Annotated in this window: 16 protein-coding genes; 5 read left to right on the plus strand and 11 right to left on the minus strand. The window is 74.2% G+C overall.

Annotated elements, in window-relative coordinates; all coding sequences use genetic code 11:
• Nucleotides 1-189 precede the first annotated feature (189 nt).
• Nucleotides 190-1,227 carry a S1 family peptidase gene (locus tag EIO00_RS13630; RefSeq protein WP_140178873.1) on the minus strand — a complete coding sequence of 346 codons (1,038 nt, stop codon included), beginning with the start codon at nucleotides 1,225-1,227 and terminating at the stop codon, nucleotides 190-192.
• Nucleotides 1,228-1,488: 261 nt separating this feature from the next.
• Between EIO00_RS13630 and EIO00_RS13635 the strand changes: the two genes are divergently transcribed.
• Together EIO00_RS13635 and prcB are read left to right on the plus strand one after the other, a co-directional pair.
• Nucleotides 1,489-2,145 carry an MFS transporter gene (locus EIO00_RS13635; RefSeq protein ID WP_277752878.1) on the plus strand — a complete coding sequence of 219 codons (657 nt, stop codon included), beginning with the start codon at nucleotides 1,489-1,491 and terminating at the stop codon, nucleotides 2,143-2,145.
• Nucleotides 2,146-2,220: 75 nt separating this feature from the next.
• On the plus strand, nucleotides 2,221-3,054 hold the full coding sequence (gene prcB, locus EIO00_RS13640; protein ID WP_140178876.1) for a proteasome subunit beta: 834 nt from the start codon (nucleotides 2,221-2,223) through the stop codon (nucleotides 3,052-3,054).
• A gap of 27 nt (nucleotides 3,055-3,081) precedes the next feature.
• On the opposite strand, the gene EIO00_RS13645 is transcribed toward prcB, so the two are convergent.
• On the minus strand, nucleotides 3,082-4,017 hold the full coding sequence (locus tag EIO00_RS13645) for a hypothetical protein (RefSeq protein WP_140178878.1): 936 nt from the start codon (nucleotides 4,015-4,017) through the stop codon (nucleotides 3,082-3,084).
• Between the two features lie 636 nt (nucleotides 4,018-4,653).
• Between EIO00_RS13645 and EIO00_RS13650 the strand changes: the two genes are divergently transcribed.
• Nucleotides 4,654-5,802, plus strand: coding sequence for a carboxylate-amine ligase (locus tag EIO00_RS13650; RefSeq protein WP_241661330.1), 1,149 nt, complete (start codon nucleotides 4,654-4,656; stop codon nucleotides 5,800-5,802).
• 14 nt (nucleotides 5,803-5,816) lie between these two features.
• Nucleotides 5,817-6,830 carry an iron-containing redox enzyme family protein gene (locus tag EIO00_RS13655; RefSeq protein ID WP_140178881.1) on the plus strand — a complete coding sequence of 338 codons (1,014 nt, stop codon included), beginning with the start codon at nucleotides 5,817-5,819 and terminating at the stop codon, nucleotides 6,828-6,830.
• Between the two features lie 54 nt (nucleotides 6,831-6,884).
• On the opposite strand, the gene EIO00_RS13660 is transcribed toward EIO00_RS13655, so the two are convergent.
• The 5 genes from EIO00_RS13660 to EIO00_RS13680 all read right to left on the minus strand — a co-directional run bounded on the left by EIO00_RS13660 (nucleotide 6,885) and on the right by EIO00_RS13680 (nucleotide 12,146).
• Nucleotides 6,885-7,100 carry a CDGSH iron-sulfur domain-containing protein gene (locus EIO00_RS13660; protein WP_140178883.1) on the minus strand — a complete coding sequence of 72 codons (216 nt, stop codon included), beginning with the start codon at nucleotides 7,098-7,100 and terminating at the stop codon, nucleotides 6,885-6,887.
• Nucleotides 7,072-7,740, minus strand: coding sequence for a HemK2/MTQ2 family protein methyltransferase (locus EIO00_RS13665; protein ID WP_175596218.1), 669 nt, complete (start codon nucleotides 7,738-7,740; stop codon nucleotides 7,072-7,074). The genes EIO00_RS13660 and EIO00_RS13665 overlap by 29 nt, the downstream gene beginning before the upstream one ends.
• Before the next feature lie 146 nt (nucleotides 7,741-7,886).
• Complete coding sequence (locus tag EIO00_RS13670; protein ID WP_140178885.1) at nucleotides 7,887-8,510, minus strand: MBL fold metallo-hydrolase; 624 nt, start codon at nucleotides 8,508-8,510, stop codon at nucleotides 7,887-7,889.
• On the minus strand, nucleotides 8,507-9,592 hold the full coding sequence (locus tag EIO00_RS13675) for an S-(hydroxymethyl)mycothiol dehydrogenase (RefSeq protein ID WP_140178887.1): 1,086 nt from the start codon (nucleotides 9,590-9,592) through the stop codon (nucleotides 8,507-8,509). Before EIO00_RS13675 ends, EIO00_RS13670 begins: the two co-directional genes overlap by 4 nt.
• 34 nt (nucleotides 9,593-9,626) lie before the next feature.
• The gene (locus EIO00_RS13680) at nucleotides 9,627-12,146 is read right to left on the minus strand and encodes an ATP-binding protein (RefSeq protein ID WP_140178889.1); all 2,520 of its coding nucleotides are present in this window, start codon (nucleotides 12,144-12,146) and stop codon (nucleotides 9,627-9,629) included.
• Between the two features lie 330 nt (nucleotides 12,147-12,476).
• Between EIO00_RS13680 and EIO00_RS13685 the strand changes: the two genes are divergently transcribed.
• Entirely contained in the window at nucleotides 12,477-13,598 is a 1,122-nt protein-coding gene (locus tag EIO00_RS13685) for a 5-methyltetrahydropteroyltriglutamate--homocysteine S-methyltransferase (protein WP_140178891.1), read from the plus strand.
• Nucleotides 13,599-13,689: 91 nt separating this feature from the next.
• Here EIO00_RS13685 and EIO00_RS25225 read toward each other — a convergent pair whose 3' ends face one another.
• Genes EIO00_RS25225 through pobA form a run of 4 tightly spaced genes read right to left on the minus strand, consistent with a single transcriptional unit; the run spans nucleotide 13,690 to nucleotide 16,832 of the window.
• A complete protein-coding gene (locus tag EIO00_RS25225; RefSeq protein WP_277752877.1) occupies nucleotides 13,690-14,184 on the minus strand; it encodes an IclR family transcriptional regulator in 495 nt (164 codons plus the stop codon).
• A complete protein-coding gene (locus EIO00_RS25230) occupies nucleotides 14,181-14,474 on the minus strand; it encodes a helix-turn-helix domain-containing protein (protein WP_241661331.1) in 294 nt (97 codons plus the stop codon). The genes EIO00_RS25225 and EIO00_RS25230 overlap by 4 nt, the downstream gene beginning before the upstream one ends.
• The gene (locus EIO00_RS13695; protein WP_140178893.1) at nucleotides 14,471-15,637 is read right to left on the minus strand and encodes a lyase family protein; all 1,167 of its coding nucleotides are present in this window, start codon (nucleotides 15,635-15,637) and stop codon (nucleotides 14,471-14,473) included. Before EIO00_RS13695 ends, EIO00_RS25230 begins: the two co-directional genes overlap by 4 nt.
• A complete protein-coding gene (gene pobA, locus EIO00_RS13700; protein WP_140178895.1) occupies nucleotides 15,630-16,832 on the minus strand; it encodes a 4-hydroxybenzoate 3-monooxygenase in 1,203 nt (400 codons plus the stop codon). The genes EIO00_RS13695 and pobA overlap by 8 nt, the downstream gene beginning before the upstream one ends.
• Nucleotides 16,833-16,859 lie beyond the last annotated feature (27 nt).

Genomic DNA, 16,859 nt, shown 5'->3' on the forward strand with positions numbered 1-16,859 from the left:
TCTTCCATCGGATCCCTCCGGAGGCGCACACCGCCTCCGGGTCGCCGCGGGGTCGCCGGCCGGAGGCGCGGGCGCGGCGGGGCCGGCCGTCACCGGCCGCAACGCGGACCGGCCGGCCGCGGGCGGGGACGCGGCCGGCCGGGTGCGTCGTCGACGCCGACGGACGTCGGCGGACGTGTCGGCAGAGCGTCAGTAGATGCTCACGCCGTAGGCGTTCAGGGCCTCGACCACGGGCTGGAAGAAGGTCGTCCCGCCCACGGTGCAGTTGCCGCTGCCGCCGGAGGTCAGGCCGAGCGCGGTGTTGCCGGAGAACAGCGGACCGCCGCTGTCGCCGGGCTCGGCGCACACGGTGGTGCGGATCAGGCCGGACACGGTGCCCTCGGCGTAACGGACGGTCTGGTTGAGCGCGGTCACCTGGCCGCTGCGCAGGCCGGTGGTGCTGCCGCTGCGCTGGACGCTCTGGCCGACGACCGGGTTGGCCGCGCCGGTGATGTCGCGCTCGCCGCCGCCGTACAGGTACACGGTGCCGGGCTTGGCGATGCCGTCGTTGGTGTACCGGACGATGCCGTAGTCGTTGCCCGGGAAGCTGCTGCCGGCCCGGGTGCCGAGCACGGTGGTCAGGCTGGAGTTGGCGTACCAGGTCGAGCCGACGGCGGTGCAGTGGCCGGCGGTCAGGAAGTAGTAGGTGCTGCCGCTGCGCACGTTGAAGCCCAGGGAGCATCGGCCGCCGCCGGCGTAGATGGCCTGGCCGCCGGCGATGGTGGTGCGGAACGTCCCGGGCACGTACTCGAGGCGGACGGCGTCGCCGTAGCGGGCGGCCATGGCGCGGACCTTGGCCAGCTTGGCCCCGGTGACCGACTCGTCGACCGACAGCACGACCTGGTTGCTGTCTGGGTGCACGGCCCAGGCGGTCCCGGGCACGTCGAGGGAGCGCTCGAACGCGGCGGTGATCTTCTCCAGGTCGGCGCCGCTGCGGGCGACCTTGCGGGGCACCGCGCCGGCCCGGCGGACGACCTGGGCGGCGCCGTCGTCGGCGACCGTGACGACCAGCTTGCCGTCGCGGTCCAGGTAGGAGCCGGCGGACCGGGAGCCCAGCCGGTCGGCCAGGGTCTCGGCCAGCGCGGCGGGGTCGGACGGCGCCGCCGCGGCCTCGGCCGGGGCGGCCAGCAGCGCGGTGGTCGCCATGCCGACGGCGCCGATCAGAGCGGAGAAGCGGACGGATCTCATCCTCACTGTGCCTCCTGCGCGGGGAGGGACGGACCCGGGTTGGCCGTCCCTGGATCACGCCAAATCGTGATGAATAACCACACAGGAGGGCAAGAACGAAAAATTAAGTTAACCAAGCACGAAATTGATGGACGATGTCCATCGCCCCACTCCGCCGCGGCGGGTTACAGTACGGACATGCGACGCCGACAATGACCCTCGCCGGAGTCCCGACTCGCCGCGCGGCTGTACGCCTACGCGTGGTGCGAGGACTTCATCCTGCTGTATCCGCTCTACGCCGTGCTGTTCGCGCGGGCCGGGCTGAGCGATGCCCAGATCTCCTCGCTGTTCGTCCTGTGGTCGCTCACCACGGTCCTCCTCGAGGTGCCCTCGGGGCTGTGGGCCGACCGGTTCTCCCGCCGGCGCCTGGTGGTCTGCTCACCGCCGGTGGCGGCGTGCGGGTTCGCGATGTGGACGTTCGCGCCGTCGTACCCGGCGTTCGCGGCCGGGTTCGTGCTGTGGGGCGCGGGCACGGCGATGCGCTCCGGCGCCCTGGAGGCCCTGGTCCATGAGGAGACGGTCCGGCTGGGCGCCGCCGGCCGCTACCCCCGGCTGGCGGGCCGGGCCGAGGCGGTCCGCGTCACCGCCGAGGTGGCGGCGACCGGGGCGGCGGCGCGGAGCCCGGCGGGGTTCGCCCCGATCGCGGCGGCGTACGCGGCGTTCCGGTGGGCGATCGCCACGACGCAGGCGCGCCTGCAAGAGCAGGTGCCGGACCGGACCCGCGCCACGGTGACCTCGCTGGCCGGGCTGGGAGCGGAGCTGGTGGGGATCGCCGCCTTCGCCGGGTACGCGGCGACCTCCCCGTGGGCCGGGCCGTGGCTGATCTTCTGCCTGGCCGCGCCGGTGTACCTGGGAGCGGCGTTCGCCATGCGCCGATGACGGGGCGTGCGGATGCGACCGCCCACCGGCCGTGCGAAGATCGGGACGACGGCGTGACGACGAGGAGGAGACGGCATGCACGGTCCGGGTGACGGCGGTCGGGGTCTTCCCGCGGAGTTCTTCGCCGTCGACACCACCTCATTCGTCGACCTGATCACCAGGTCGGCCCCCGAGCTGCTGCCGATCAACCGGATCAAGGACGCCCCCGACCTGCCGCACGGCACCACCATCCTCGCGCTGCGCTACCGGGACGGTGTGATGATGGCGGGCGACCGTCGGGCCACCGCGGGGAACCTGATCGCTCAAAAGGACCTGGAGAAGGTCTATCCGGCCGACGAGCACTCGGCGGTGGCGATGGCCGGGACCGTGGGGCTGGGCCTGGAGCTGATCCGGCTGCTGCAGGTGGAGCTGGAGCACTACGAGAAGCTGCAGTCGGTCCCGTTGTCGCTGCCGGGCAAGACGCGTCGGCTCGGCGCGATCGTGCGGGCCAACCTCGGGATGGCCATGCAGGGGATGGCCGTGGTGCCGCTGTTCGCCGGGTACGACCTCGACGCCGGCGTGGGCCGGATCTACACCTATGACATCACCGGAATGCCGCAGGAGGCGCGGGACCACCACGCCGACGGCTCGGGGGCGCCGTTCGCCCGCGGCGCCCTCAAGAAGCTCTACCGCCCGGACATGGGCGAGGAGGACGCCGCGACGGTGTGCGTGCAGGCGCTGTACGACGCCGCCGAGGACGACGCGGCGACCTCCGGCCCCGACCTGGTCCGCCGGATCTTCCCGGTGATCGCGGTGGTCACCGCCGACGGCTACCGGAGGCTGCCGGAGGAGGACGTGGCCGAGCTGGCCGAGTCGGTGGTGCGGGCCCGCCGCGAGCGTCCGGACGGACCGACGGCCCCGCTGCGCTGACCGGCCCTCCCCGGGGCCTCTGCAGGGTCAGGTCCAGTCCCAGCGGATGCCGTACACCCCGGGCTGAAGTCGGTGCTCGATCAGGTGGACCGTGTCCCAGGTGGTGAGCCGCAGCGCCTGGTCGTCGGCGCGGGCGGCCTCGACGGCGGGCTGCCGGACCCGAAAGCAGCGCCGAGGGGTCGCCTCCGGGGCGAACCGGACCTGCAGCAGGTATTCACGGACGGGGAAGCGGAACCCGCGCACGTACCGGTGGGCCACCGGCTGTCCGCCGCCGCAGGAGAACTCGTACTCCACCACATAGGTCTCCCCCGCCGCCAGCGGACGGTCGAACAGCAGCTCGACCGCGGTCAGCCCGTCCTTCGGCCCGACCCGCACCCGTCCCACCCGGCACATCTCGCTGCTGAACCCGTCCGGCGGCGGCCCGCCCTCACAGCGGTGGACCGCCACGTACCGGTCCACGCCGTCGCGCCGGGCCCGGAACACGATCCGGGAGCGGGCCGAGCGTTCCCGGTGATCGGGGCCGACGGTGTAGATCTCGTGATGGCTGAGCGTCTCCAGCCGCCCGTCGGCCGGATCGCCGATGTCGCCGAGCAGCGGACGCAGCCCCGGGTGGGTCGCGCACAGGTCCGGGGAGGACGACGCCCCGGACGTCTTGCCCAGCCAGCGGCCGCGGGGGCGGCGCGGTCCCAGCAGCGTGATCAAGGACTTGGGGGGCAGCCCGAGGATCTCCTCCAGCTCCTCTATCGCCCGCAACGACTGGCGGCGCTCGGGACGGCACCGCCCGCGCTGCCAATAGCTCAGGCTCGCCACGCTGACGTGCACGCCGCGATCGCGCAGGCGTGCGTGGATGCGTTCCAGGCTCAGTCCCCGCGCCTGGATCGCCAGGTGCAGCGCACGGTCGAAAGGGCCCGTGCGCAGCACATCGTCGAGAATCGCCCCCGGCCCTTCGGTCTGCTGCGTCATACACAACTCCAGAAACCGTCGACCGCCGCACTTATCTTGCGGTAACCGTCCGTGTACGCGCCAGAGTGATCGTCTGTGAAGTTCCTCCCCTCGCCGCCCGGCGCACGGGGGAATTCACCAAGCGGCCGATGATCTGCGCGATCATGCCGGACCGGCGACAAAACTCTTAATGTCGAAACCCTCCGCCGTCCCCTCGCATCCCGGCGACGACGCAGGTCACAACAGGGAATCCCGCGAACGAAGGGACCGAGATCACCGATTTTTCAGTTTTTTGCCCCGCCCGCTCCCTCACCGGGCCGCGAACCGGACCAGTTCACGTCACAATATGGACCAGCGTGAACGGCGACACATTCTCAAAAAACGCGAAATGCGCCGAGCGTACCCGGGCGGCTGACAACAGGCTCGTCCGACGACCCGCTCTGAAAAAGCCCTGTCGGAGTCACCGGCGGGGTCCGGCGGCGCATCGGGATCCGGCGGCCCGGACGGTCGACGGCGCGCCCGGGGAGGGGGCCCGTCCCTCCGCGGCGGGCGCGACCGGCCGGCGGGATCCGAGCCGCCCGGACGGCCGCCCGCGGACACCGGTTGGCACGCTCTCGGCGGGGTAGGACCCGCTCGCCGATCAGCGGGAGGCGCGGAGTGTCCGGAACGACCATGGGCGTGGAGGAGGAGTTCCTCCTCGTGGACCCGGGGAGCGGCCGGACGGTGCCCGCGGCCCCGCGCGTCCTGGCCCGGGCGAACCGGCGGCCGCCGCACGCGCCGGGCGCCGGATTCCACGCCGAGCTGCTGCGGACGCAGGCGGAGGCGGTGACGGGGGTGTGCGCCGGGCCGGCCGAGCTGCGGCGCCAGCTCCGTGCGGGGCGGGCGCGGCTGGCCGAGGCTGCCGCGGCGGAGGGGCTGCGGCCGATCTCCACGGGCACGCCGGTGGCGGCCTGCCCGGATCCGCCGTTCACCGAGGGCGGGCGGTTCGCGCGCATCGCCGAGCTGCACGCCGGTGTCGTGGCCGGCTATCAGGCGTGCGGCTGTCATGTGCACATCGGCGTGGCGGACCGGGAGACGGCGGTGGCCGTGGTCAACCATCTGCGGCCGTGGCTGCCCGTGCTGGTGGCGTTGTCGGCGAACTCGCCGTTCGACCGGGGCCGGGACACCGGGTATGCGAGCTGGCGGATGATGGAGCAGGCCCGCTTCCCCGGGTCGGGGGTGCCGCCGTGGTCCCGTGACGCGGCCGACCACGACCGGCGGGTGGGGCTGCTGGTGGAGGCCGGGGCGCTGGCCGATCCGGCGATGACGTTCTGGCTGGCCCGCCCCTCGCCGCATCTGCCGACCGTGGAGGTCCGGGCCGCCGACGCCGCCGCGACCGTGGACGAGGCGGTGTTGCAGGCGGTGCTGACCCGCGCCCTGGTCCGCCGCGCCCTGGCGGAGCTGGCGGCGGGCCGGGAGGCGCCGCGGGTCGACGATCAGGTGTGCGCGGCGGCGCTGTGGTCGGCGGCCCGATACGGGCTGGAGGGGCCGGGGGTGGACCCGGTGCGGCGGGTCCGCGTCCCCGCCGCCCTCCTGGTGGAGGACCTGATCGCCCACGTCCGGCCCCACCTGGAGGAGACCGGGGATCTGACCGAGGCGGAGGCGGCGCTGGCCGTGCTCCGCCGGGAGGGCACGGGGGCGGAGCGACAGCGCCGGGCGGCCCGCGGCGGAGGCGTCCCGGCGGTGACGGCGATGCTGATCGCGCAGACCGTGCAGGGCGCATGGTCCCCGGGGGAACGGGTAGGCAGCATCGCCGGACGAAGGTGACGAACGGAGACATGATGACCGCCGATGTCGCTCGTGCCCCGGACACCGGATGCGCCCTTCCCGCGCCGCGCGGCCCGGTGTCGGAGGCGGTGACCGCGGCGTTGCGGTCGGCGCCGGGGAGCGCGAGGTTCCCGGCCGGCGCCGGCGACGCCGACCCGCTGGGCGAGGACGTGCAGCTGGCCCTCCAGGTCGCCTACGAGCTGCACTACCGGGGATTCCGGGGGGTGGATCCGCGGTGGGAGTGGGATCCGGCGCTGCTGCGGCTGCGGGCGGCCCTGGAGGAGGCGTTCCTGGCCGAGTTGCGGGCCCGGACGCCCGGCGGCGACGACGTGGACGGCGTGCTGGCGGATCTGCTGGTCGAACCGGTCGACGGCCGAGGCGTCGCGGACTTCCTGCGGGACGAGGGCCGGTGGTGGCAGCTGCGGGAGTACCTGGTGCACCGGTCGGTCTACCACCACAAGGAGGCCGATCCGCACGCGCTGGTGATCCCCCGGCTGCAGGGACAGGCCAAGGCGTCGCTGGTGGCGGTGGAGTTCGACGAGTACGGCGGCGGGCGCTTCACGCGGATGCACTCGCGGCTGTACGCGGACCTGATGGACGAGGTCGGCCTCGACAACGGCTACCTGCGGTATCTGGACGTCGTCCCGGCGGTGATGCTGGCGACGGTGAACATGATGTCGCTGTTCGGACTGCACCGCGCGCTGCGCGGTGCGATGGTGGGGCACTTCGCGGCGGCCGAGGTCACCACCGCGCCCGCCGCCGCCCGGATGGCCGCCGCGCTGCGGCGGCTGGGCGTGGGGAGGCGCGGCACGACCTTCTACACCGAGCACATCGAGGCGGACGCGGTGCACGAGCAGGTGTTGCGCCACGAGGTGATCGGGGACCTGCTGCGCCGGGAGCCCGGCCTGGCCGCCGACGTGGTGTTCGGGGTGCAGGCCACCGAACTGCTGGAGGAGCGGTTCGGGGAGCACGTGCTGGAGCGCTGGCGGGCGGGGAGGACCTCGTTGCTGCACCCGCTGGAGGGGTGACCGCCCTGCAGGGAGGACCTCCCGGGGGAAGGGATCGTCTCGGAGGGGCGATCGTCAGCCCTCCGGCCGCCTGCGGCGGCGATGGCTGGTGTCGCAGAGCGGATGGCGACGGCTGCGCCGGCAGGTGCACAACGCCACCATGAAGCGATCGCAGATCATGGTCTCGCCGTCCTCCAGCACGATCTCGACCGGCCCCTCCACCAGGAGGGGGCCGCCGGGTTCGATGAGGACGCGGCGCGGCTCAGCCGCGGCATTCGATTCGGTCGGCACGGATCACCACCAGCTCCTCGTGACGCTGCCCGCGCCGGATCAGCCCGGCCTCCTCCAGCTCGGCCGTGCGGGCGCGCATGACCGGGCCGAACGGCTCGCGCCGCCGGGCCGCCACCGACGCCTTGAGCCCGTGGCCGCGCAACGCCTCCAAGGTCTGTCGCACGCCGCACAGGGCCGAGTGCACCACCAGCATCGTCCCGCCGGGATTCAGCAGCGCCGGAGCGGAGGCGCACAACCGGTCCAGCTGTAATCGGCCGCGAGGGCCGCCGGCCCAGGCGCGGGCCGCGCCGCGGCGCGGCGGTCCGGGGTCGGGGCAGGGAACGTACGGCGGGTTGGCGGTGATCAGGTCGAAGCGTTCCCCGGCGACCGGCTCGGTCAGGTCGCCGCGCAGCACGCGGACCGGCACGCGGCGCGCCACGGCGTTGGCGCGGGCGGTGAGCACGGCGCGGCGGGAGACGTCGACGGCGGTGACGTGCCGCGCGCCCCACAAGGCGGCGGCCACGGCGATCGCGCCCGTGCCGGTGCACAGGTCCAGCACCCGCGCACCCGGGGGGATCGCCGCTTCGCGCAAGGTCTCCAGCAGCAGGGCGGTATCGCCCTGCGGTCGGTACACCCCCGGAAGCCTCAGCATGAACACCATCACCGACTACCGCATCACGGACATTTCAAACGCCCTCCCCCGCCCCGCCGGGACCGCACCGGCCCGACGGCGGGAGACCTCGACGCGGTCGTCGGCGCACACGCGCGCCCTCGCCGACCGGCGCCCGGACCGCGGTGCGCGGCGCGTCAGCGGCCTCGGGCGATCCACTCCTCCAGATGCGGCGCCTCGGCCCCGATCGAGGTGTCCTCGCCGTGCCCGGTCCGCACGACCGTCTCGCCGGGCAGGGTGAGCAGCCGTTCCCGGATCGAAGTGATGATCGTCCCGAAGTCCGAGAAGGACCGTCCCGTCGCCCCCGGCCCTCCCTTGAACAGGGTGTCGCCGGTGAACACGGTGGCCAGGTCCGGGGCGTGCAGGCAGACCGCGCCGGGGGCGTGGCCGGGGGTGTGCAGGACGCGCAGGGCGAGGCCGGCGACGGTGATCTCGTCGCCGTCGGCCAGGTCCCGGTCGGGTCGGCGGTCCGGGTAGACCATCTCCCACAGCGGGGCGTCCGCCGGGTGCAGCAGGATCGGCGCGCCGGACCGGTCGGCCAGGTCCGCGGCGGCGTTGATGTGGTCGTTGTGGGCGTGGGTGCACACGATCGCCTTCAGCTCCCGGTCGCCGACCGCGGCGGCGATGGCGGCGGCGTCGTGGGCGGCGTCGATCACCACGACCTCGCGGTCGTCGCCGACCAGCCAGACGTTGTTGTCGACGTCCCAGACGCCGCCGTCCAAGGTGAACTGGCCCGAGGTGACGATGCGCTCGACGCTCACAGGATCACCACCGATCGCAGCACCTCGCCCGCGTGCATCTTCTCGAACGCCGCCTCCACGTCCTCCAGCCCGATCCGCTCGGTGACGAACGCGTCCAGGTCCAGGCGGCCCTGCCGGTACAGGTCGATGAGCATCGGGAAGTCGCGGGAGGGCAGGCAGTCGCCGTACCAGGAGGACTTGAGCGCTCCGCCGCGGCCGAAGACCTCCAGCAGCGGGAGCTCGATCGTCATCTCCGGGGTCGGGACGCCCACCAGCACCACGGTCCCGGCCAGGTCCCGGGCGTAGAAGGCCTGCTCGTAGGTCTCGGGGCGGCCGACGGCCTCGATCACCACGTCCGCGCCGAACCCGCCGGTCAGTTCGCGGATCGCCGCCACCGGATCGGTGCGGGCGGAGTTGACGGTGTGGGTGGCGCCGAAGCCCTTGGCCCACTCCAGCTTGCGGTCGTCCACGTCGACGGCGATGATCTTGGCCGCGCCGGCCAGCCGGGCGCCCGCGATCGCCGCGTCGCCCACGCCGCCGCAGCCGATCACCGCGACGCTGTCGCCCCGGGTCACCCCGCCGGTGTTGATGGCGGCGCCGATGCCGGCCATCACCCCGCAGCCCAGCAGGCCCGCCGCGGCCGGGTCGGCGGCCGGGTCCACCTTGGTGCACTGCCCCGCCGCGACCAGCGTCTTCTCCGCGAACGCGCCGATGCCCAGGGCGGGCGACAGCTCGGTGCCGTCGGCGAGGGTCATCTTCTGTGCGGCGTTGTGGGTGTCGAAGCAGTACCAGGGGCGGCCGCGCAGGCAGGCGCGGCACCGTCCGCACACCGCCCGCCAGTTGAGGATCACATAGTCCCCGGGCGCGACCTCGGTGACGTCCTCCCCCACCGCCTCGACCGTCCCGGCGGCCTCGTGGCCGAGCAGGAAGGGGAACTCGTCGTTGATGCCGCCTTCGCGGTAGTGCAGGTCGGTGTGGCACACCCCGCAGGCCTGCACCCGCACCAGCGCCTCGCCGGGACCGGGGTCGGGGACCAGCACCGTCTCGATGGAGACCGGCCGCCCTTTGGCCTCGGCCACCACGCCGCGGACCTCGTGAACCATGCGTCCTCCCTGGTCGGGATGCCTTCCCTCTGCCTCACCGGGCGCCGAGCGCCCGGTCGAGCACGGCCTGGGCCTGTGCCGCGCCCGCCTCGTCGCCGAGCGCGCGGTGGATCTCCAGCGCCTCACCGGCGGGGCGGACGGCCCGCTCGGCGCGTCCCGCGTCCAGCAGCACCTCGGCCAACGTACGCAGGGCGCGCGCCTGCCACCAGCGGTCTTCCAACGAGCGGAAGGATTCAATCGCCGATTCGACGGCCGTCACCGCCTCGTCCCTGCGGCCCAGCCTGTCCAGAGCGCGGCCGACCGACAGCCGGGTGCGCGCCACCCCCCAGGCGTCGCCGAGCGCGACCAGCATCTCCTCGGCGCGGGAGACGTGCGCCAGCTCCCGCGGTCCGTTGCGGGGGTCGCCGACCTCCCCGGCGGCGCGCAGGCAGCGGGCCTCCTCCCACTGCTCATGCCGGAGCCGGAAGGTCTTCGCGGCCCGTTCCAGGACCGCGGCGGCCTGGGCGAACCCGCTCTCGGCCTGCCGGGTCCGCCCCTGGGCGGCCAGGTCGCGGGCCTCGGCGGCCATCACCTCGCCGAGGGCGCGCAGCGCCTGGGCATGGGAGTAGGCATGGCCGTTGGCCTGGAACGTCGCCAGCGCCTGTTCCAGCAGCCCGCGGGCCTCGGTGTAGCGGCGCTGCTCCAGCCGCAGCTCGCCGAGGTTGCGCTGGGTGCGGGCGAGCCACCACCGGTCGCCGTCCTCCCGGAAGGCCTCGATGGCGCGTTCGAAGTACCGCTGGGCCTCGTCCAGGTTGCCGGCGTTGCGCAGCGTCATGCCGACCTCCCGCAGCGCCCGGGCGGTCCACCAGTCCTCCCGCAGCTCCTCGAACAGTCCCAAGGCCCGGCGGGCGTCGGCCTCGGCGGGGCCGGGCCGGCCCTGGCCGCCGAGCACGGCCGCCCGTTCCAGCAGCGCGATGCCCAGGGAGCGGGGGTCGTCCAGCCGCCGGGCGGCCCGGCAGGTCAGCTCGGCGACGTCCCGCCACTCCTGCCAGAACACCCGCAGGGAGTGGAACAGCGAGCACGCCGCCCGGCCCAGCCGCCACACCAGCGTCCACGCCTCCAGCTCGGCGGCCTGCCCGAGGAGGGCCAGCAGCGCCAGACGCTCGCTGGTCAGCCAGTCCATCGGGGTCGCCTCGCCGGGGGCGGGGGGCCGGCGGCGGGCGTGCCGCTGCCAGTCCTGCGGCCAGCGGGCGGCGGCCATCCGCTCGGCGCGCTCCCGGTACCCGTCGATCACCCGTTCCACCGCCCGGCGGCGCCGCTCGGGCGTGTCCTCCTGCTCGGCCCGTTCCCGGGCGAACAGGCGGACCAGGTCGTGCATCCGGTAGCGGGTCGCGCCGGTGGCGTCCCGGCCGGAGTACTCCACCAGCTGGGCGTCGACCAGGGCCTCCAGCAGGTCCTCGCCCTCCAGCGGGGACGCCTCCAGCAGCTCCCCCGCCGCCCAGCCCTGCACGTCGGGGGCGTCCAGCAGGGCGAAAGAGCGCAGCAGCCGCCGTTGCGCGGCGGTGCAGTCCTCGTATGACAGCCGCAGCGAGGCGCGGACGCTCTTGTCGCTCTGCTCGGCGACCTCCAGCTCGTCCAGCCGGTCGCGGCTCTCGTCGGCCAGCCGGTCGGCCATCTCGCGCAGCGTCCAGGAGGCGCGGGCGGCGAGCCGCCCTCCACAGATGCTGATCGCCAGCGGCAGGTGCCCGCACAGCTCCACCACGTCCACCGCGGCGGGCAGGTCGGCGGCCACCCGTTCGTCCCCGGCCAGCCGGGCCAGCAGCTCGATGCCCTGCGACTGGGTGAACCCCTCCAGCCGCAGGTCGTGGGTGTTGCGCAGGTACAACGGCTGGCGGGAGGTGACCAGTACGGCGCAGCGCGGCTCGGGCGGGATGATCGCCTCCACCTGCTCGGCGTCCCAGGCGTTGTCCAAAAAGACCAGGATCCGCTTGCCGCGCGCCCAGCTCCACCACAGCTTCTGCAGCTCGGGCAGCCCGCCGGGGTCGGTGGTCAGCCGGACCCCCAGCGCCAGCAGGAAGCCGATCAGCACCTCCTCGGGTCGGACCCGGGCCTCCCGGCCGCCGCGCAGGTCGAAGTACAGCTGGCCGTCCGGATAGCGGTCGGCGATCTCGTGGGCGAACCGGGTGACCAGCGCGGACTTGCCGACGCCGGCGGGGCCGTGGACCGACACCACGTGCGGCGCGGTGCGGGCGGAGGCCCTGGCCAGGCGGCGCGGGGAGGTGTCGGCGAACAGCTCGTGCAGCTCCGCCAGCAACGCGTCCCGGCCGGTGAAATGGGAGATCACCGGCGGGAGCTGAGCCGGCGGGGCGTTCTCGGCCGCGGCCGGAGCGGGCCCTCGAGGCCGCGGCCGGGCGTCGCGCTGGGTGAGCCAGGCGACCGCCCCCGCCACCACGGCCGCCCCGGCCATGACCGCCGCCTGGCCCTGGAAGGACAGCGACACCACGTCCAGGGCCATGGACAGCGCGGTGGCCACGGCGGTGAGCCCGCCGACCGCCCACGGCGCGGCGGTCCGCATCGCCCGCACTGAGCGCCGCTCTGCGCCTCGTCCGTTCCCCCGCCCGGTCGTCCTCCTGGCCACCCTCACGCTTCGCCGCCTTCGCCCGTTTCGCACCGTACTCAACACGATGATCTCTCGAAGCGCAGGGTTCTACCGCTCCGACAAAGGCCGGTGAAGGTCTTTCACGTGCTCCCCGCCGGGAATGCACGACGAAGCGCCCGGGGACGGGAACCGCTTCCCGTCCCTTACCGACATTCGTCACATCATTGACGGCCGTGACATGCGTGCCTAGATTCGTCGTGTCCGATCGGGGCGCCCCAGCCACCTCGCGCGTCGAAGGAGACCGTCATGCGCCAGACCCCGCCGTTCCGCGCCGACCATGTCGGAAGCCTGCTGCGTCCGCCGGAACTGCTGGCGGCGCGGGCCGACGCCGCCGCCGGGCGGATCGACCGGGCCCGGCTCCGCGAGATCGAGGACGCCGCGATCCGCGAGGCGATCGCGCTGCAGCGGGAGGCGGGCCTGCAGTCGGCCACCGACGGCGAGTTCCGCCGCACCTCCTGGCACATGGACTTCATCTACAGCCTCGGCGGGATCAGCCCCGCCGAGGAGCAGATCAAGGTGACCTTCCACAACGCCGAGGGCGACATCGAGTTCACCACCGCCGCGCTGCAGGTGCACGACAAGGTGCGGCTGGAGGAGACGATCTTCGCCGACGCGTTCACCTTCCTGCGCGACGAGCTGGCCGGCACCGGCATGACCCCCAAGCTGACCATCCCCTCCCCGAACATGGTCCACTACCGGGGCGGTCCGGCCGCGATCGATCCGAAGGTCTACCCCGACATCGAGGAGTTCTGGGCCGACCTGTCGGCCGCCTACGCCGAGCAGGTCCGCCGGCTCGGCGAGCTGGGCTGCCGCTACCTGCAGTTCGACGACACCAGCCTGGCGTATCTGAACGACCCGGCGCAGCGCCGGATGATCGCCGAGCGCGGCGACGACGCCGAGCACCTGCACCTGCGCTACATCAAGCAGCTCAACGAGGCGCTGGCCGCCCGTCCCGAGGGCATGGCGGTCACCACCCACATGTGCCGCGGCAACTTCCGCTCCTCGTGGACCGCCGAGGGCGGCTACGACTTCGTCGCCGAGGCGCTGTTCAACGAGCTGAACGTGGACGGCTTCTTCCTGGAGTACGACGACGAGCGCTCCGGCGGCTTCGAGCCGCTGCGCTTCGTGCCCAAGGGCAAGTGCGTCGTCCTCGGCCTGGTGACCACCAAGCGCGGCGAGCTGGAGAGCAAGGACCACCTCAAGCGCCGCATCGAGGAGGCGTCCCGCTACGTCCCCATCGAACAGATCTGCCTGTCCCCCCAGTGCGGCTTCTCCTCCACCGTCGAGGGCAACGCCCTCACCCGCGAGGAGCAGTTCGCCAAGCTCCGCCTGATCGTCGAGGTCGCCGAGGAGGTCTGGGGCTCCTGACCGCCCCGCCGCGGGAGGCGAGGGCGTCCCGGCGCCAGGCCGGTCCCGTCCCTGCGGCGGCGGGCCCGGCGCTCCCCCGCCCGGCCCCGGTTCAGGGGGCGTCCGCCCAGGCCTCGGCGACGTCGCGGGACAGCGCCCGGGCGGCCGCCAGGACGGCGGGGGCCAGCCGGCGCGGGTCGGCGGCGCCGCTGCGGGCGACCAGGGAGAGCGCCGCGATCACCCGGCCGGATCCGTCGCGGACCGGCGCCGCCGCCGAGCAGGAGCCCGCCGTCATCTCCTCGCGGGTGATCGCATAGCCCCGGCGGCGGACCTCGGCCAGTTCCGAGCGCAGCCGGCCGGGGTCGGTGACGGTGCGGGCGGTGTGCGCGGACAGGCCCGCGGAGATGATCTCCTCCCGGCGGGCCGGGTCGGCGAACGCCAGCAGGACCTTGCCGACCCCGGTGGCGTGCAGCGGCAGCTCGGCGCCGGCCCGGGCGACGATCGGGACCGAGCGCGGGCCGCGCAGCCGTTCGAGGCACAGCGCGCGCCCCTCGCGCAGCACGGCGAGCTGGACGTTCTCCCGGGTGGCGGCGTACAGGTCCGTCATGTGCGGCAGGGCCAGCTCGCGCAGCCCGGCGACGGCCGGGGCCCGGGCGGCGATGCGCCACAGCCGCAGCCCGACCCGGTAGGCGCCGTCGGCCGAGCGCTCCAGGAACCCCCGGCGGTCAGCTCGCCCACCAGCCGGTGCCCGGTTGCCAGCGGCAGCCCCGCCCGCCAGCAGATCTCGGTGAGGGTGAGCCCGCCGTCGCCGGGCGGCTCCCCGGTGAACGCCTCCAGGATCGCGATGACCTTGGCGGTGACCCCGATCGGACGGCGGGGCGGCGCGGCCGTGGTCATGGGGCGGCGACACCGCCTTCCGCCCGCCACTCCACCAGCGCCCGGTCCACCAGGTCGGGGGCGGAGCCCACGCCGGTGTCGGAGCCGTGCTCGTCGAGGACGGTCAGCAGCCGGTCCAGGTTCTCCTTCATCCGCTCGGGGAGGACCTCCAGCCCCTCGGCCAGCTCGGCGGCGGTCGCGGCGGCCCCGCCGGTCAGTCGCAGGCAGTCGCGCAGCGGCTGCCATTCGGCGTGCCACTCCCCCGCCGGGCGCTCCTGGGCCGCCCCGCCCTGCGCGGTCAGCAGCACCGACACCAGGGCGGGGACCTGCAGCGCGGCGGAACGGATCATCGTCGCCAGCACCGGGTTGCGCTTGTGCGGCATGGCCGACGAGCCGCCCCGGCCGGGCGCGGCGGGCTCGGCCACCTCGCCGATCTCGGACTGGGCCAGCAGCGTCACATCGGTGCCGATCTTGCCGAGCGCCCCGGCGGCCTGCGCCAGCGCCGACCCCAGCTCCACCACCGGGGTGCGGACGGTGTGCCAGGGCAGCACCGGCTCGGCCAGCCCGGTCTCCTCGGCGTACAGCGACAGCAGGTCCAGGGCCCGCTCCCCGTACCCGGCCATGGTCCCGGCGGCCCCGCCGAGCTGCACCGGCAGCGCCACCCCCGCCAGCCGCCGCCGGGCCTGCAGGCAGCCCAGCAGCCAGCCCGCGGCCTTGAGCCCGAACGTGGTCGGCATCGCCTGCCGGGCGAGGGTGCGCCCGGCCATGGGAGTGGCGCGGTGGCGGCCGGCCAGGTCCGCCAGGGCGGCGCAGGTGCGGTCCAGATCGGCCAGGATCAGCGCGCGGGTGCGCGAGGCCACCAGCATCGCGGCGGTGTCGACGATGTCCTGGCTGGTCGCCCCGCGATGCGCGTGCGGGGTGACGGCGCGCAGCTCCGCGGCGATGGCCACCACCGGGTTGCCCGCTCCGCGCGCCCGCACGGCCAGCTCCGCCGGGTCGGCGACGGCGCGGGCGGCGCGGGCGACCTCCTCGGCGGCTCCGGGCGGCAGGACGCCGAGCCGCTCCTGGGCGCGGGCCAGGGCGGTCTCGGCGTCCAGCAGCGCCTGAAGCCACGCCTCGTCGGCGGTGGCCGCCTCGGCGGCGGTGCCCGCCCGGATCGGCGACAGCAGTCCGTCGTCAGTCATGCAGCGCCCTCTCGAACGGCAGGCCGACGTAGTTCTCGGCGAGGGTGGCGGCGGCGGCCTCGGAGGAGGTGACGTAGTCCAGGTGCGACAGCTGCAGCCTCCGCCCGTAGGCGTCGTCGTCGTCGAAGGTGTGCAGCAGGGTCGTCATCCACCAGGAGAAGTGCTGGGCCCGCCAGACCCGCTTGAGGCAGGCCTGCGAGTACCCCTCCAGCAGCTCGGTCGATCCGGTGCGGTACCAGGAGACCAGCGCCTCGGTCAGCACCCGCACGTCGGCGACCGCCAGGTTGAGGCCCTTGGCCCCGGTCGGCGGGACGATGTGGGCGGCGTCCCCCGCCAGGTAGAGCCGGCCGTACTGCATGGGCTCGACCACGAAGCTGCGCATCGGGGTGACGCCCTTCTCCAGGATCGGGCCGGTCTCCAGGGTGAAGCCGGGCACGGTCTCCAGCCGCCTCTTCAGCTCGGCCCAGATCCGCTCGTCCGGCCATTCCGCGAGGTCCTCGTCCGGCTTCACCTGCAGGTAGAAGCGGCTGATCTCGGGCGAACGCATGCTGTGCAGCGCGAACCCGCGCTCGGTGTAGGCGTAGATCAGCTCCTCGGTCGACGGCCGCACCCGCGCCAGGACGCCCAGCCAGGCGAAGGGGTAGTCGCGCCGGTAGACGGTGAGCGCGTCCTGGGGGATGGCCTGCCGGGTCACCCCGTGGAATCCGTCGCACCCGGCGATCACGTCGCACTCCAGCCGCACCCGCTCGCCGGAGGCGTCCACGTAGGTCACCGCGGGGGCGTCGGTGTCGATGTCGTGCACCGCCACGTCGGAGACCTCGAAGTCGATGCGGCCCCCGTCGGCCAGCCGGGCGGCGATCAGGTCCTTGACGACCTCCTGCTGCCCGTAGACGGTGATGCGGCGTCCCGGAACGAGCTTCTCGAACGCGATGCGGTGCCCCTTGCCGCCGTACCGCAGCTCGATGCCGTGGTGCGGCAGCCCTTCGCGGGTCATCCGCTCGCCGACCCCGGCCTCCATGAGGGTGTCGACGGTGCCCTGCTCCAGCACTCCGGCGCGCACCCGTCGTTCCACGTACTCGCGGCTGCGGATCTCCAGGACCACCGAGCCGACTCCGCGGCGGTGCAGCAGGTGCGACAGCAGCAGGCCGGCCGGGCCCGCGCCGACGATCGCCACCTGGGTGCGTTCAGTCCGCATGCGTCCTCCTCGTCCGGGGGAAAGATC

The organism is Thermomonospora catenispora (genome assembly GCF_006363815.1).
Classification (GTDB): domain Bacteria; phylum Actinomycetota; class Actinomycetes; order Streptosporangiales; family Streptosporangiaceae; genus Thermomonospora; species Thermomonospora catenispora.

Bases quoted from the DNA above. Each gene is read 5' to 3' on its own strand.
- EIO00_RS13630 (WP_140178873.1), bottom strand. From the start codon at position 1,227: ATGAGATCCGTCCGCTTCTCCGCTCTGATCGGCGCCGTCGGCATGGCG.
- prcB (WP_140178876.1), top strand. From the start codon at position 2,221: ATGCACGGTCCGGGTGACGGCGGTCGGGGTCTTCCCGCGGAGTTCTTC.
- EIO00_RS13645 (WP_140178878.1), bottom strand. From the start codon at position 4,017: ATGACGCAGCAGACCGAAGGGCCGGGGGCGATTCTCGACGATGTGCTG.
- EIO00_RS13655 (WP_140178881.1), top strand. From the start codon at position 5,817: ATGACCGCCGATGTCGCTCGTGCCCCGGACACCGGATGCGCCCTTCCC.
- EIO00_RS13665 (WP_175596218.1), bottom strand. From the start codon at position 7,740: ATGGTGTTCATGCTGAGGCTTCCGGGGGTGTACCGACCGCAGGGCGAT.
- EIO00_RS13675 (WP_140178887.1), bottom strand. From the start codon at position 9,592: ATGGTTCACGAGGTCCGCGGCGTGGTGGCCGAGGCCAAAGGGCGGCCG.
- EIO00_RS13680 (WP_140178889.1), bottom strand. From the start codon at position 12,146: ATGCGGACCGCCGCGCCGTGGGCGGTCGGCGGGCTCACCGCCGTGGCC.
- EIO00_RS13685 (WP_140178891.1), top strand. From the start codon at position 12,477: ATGCGCCAGACCCCGCCGTTCCGCGCCGACCATGTCGGAAGCCTGCTG.
- EIO00_RS25225 (WP_277752877.1), bottom strand. From the start codon at position 14,184: ATGACGGACCTGTACGCCGCCACCCGGGAGAACGTCCAGCTCGCCGTG.
- EIO00_RS25230 (WP_241661331.1), bottom strand. From the start codon at position 14,474: ATGACCACGGCCGCGCCGCCCCGCCGTCCGATCGGGGTCACCGCCAAG.
- EIO00_RS13695 (WP_140178893.1), bottom strand. From the start codon at position 15,637: ATGACTGACGACGGACTGCTGTCGCCGATCCGGGCGGGCACCGCCGCC.
- pobA (WP_140178895.1), bottom strand. From the start codon at position 16,832: ATGCGGACTGAACGCACCCAGGTGGCGATCGTCGGCGCGGGCCCGGCC.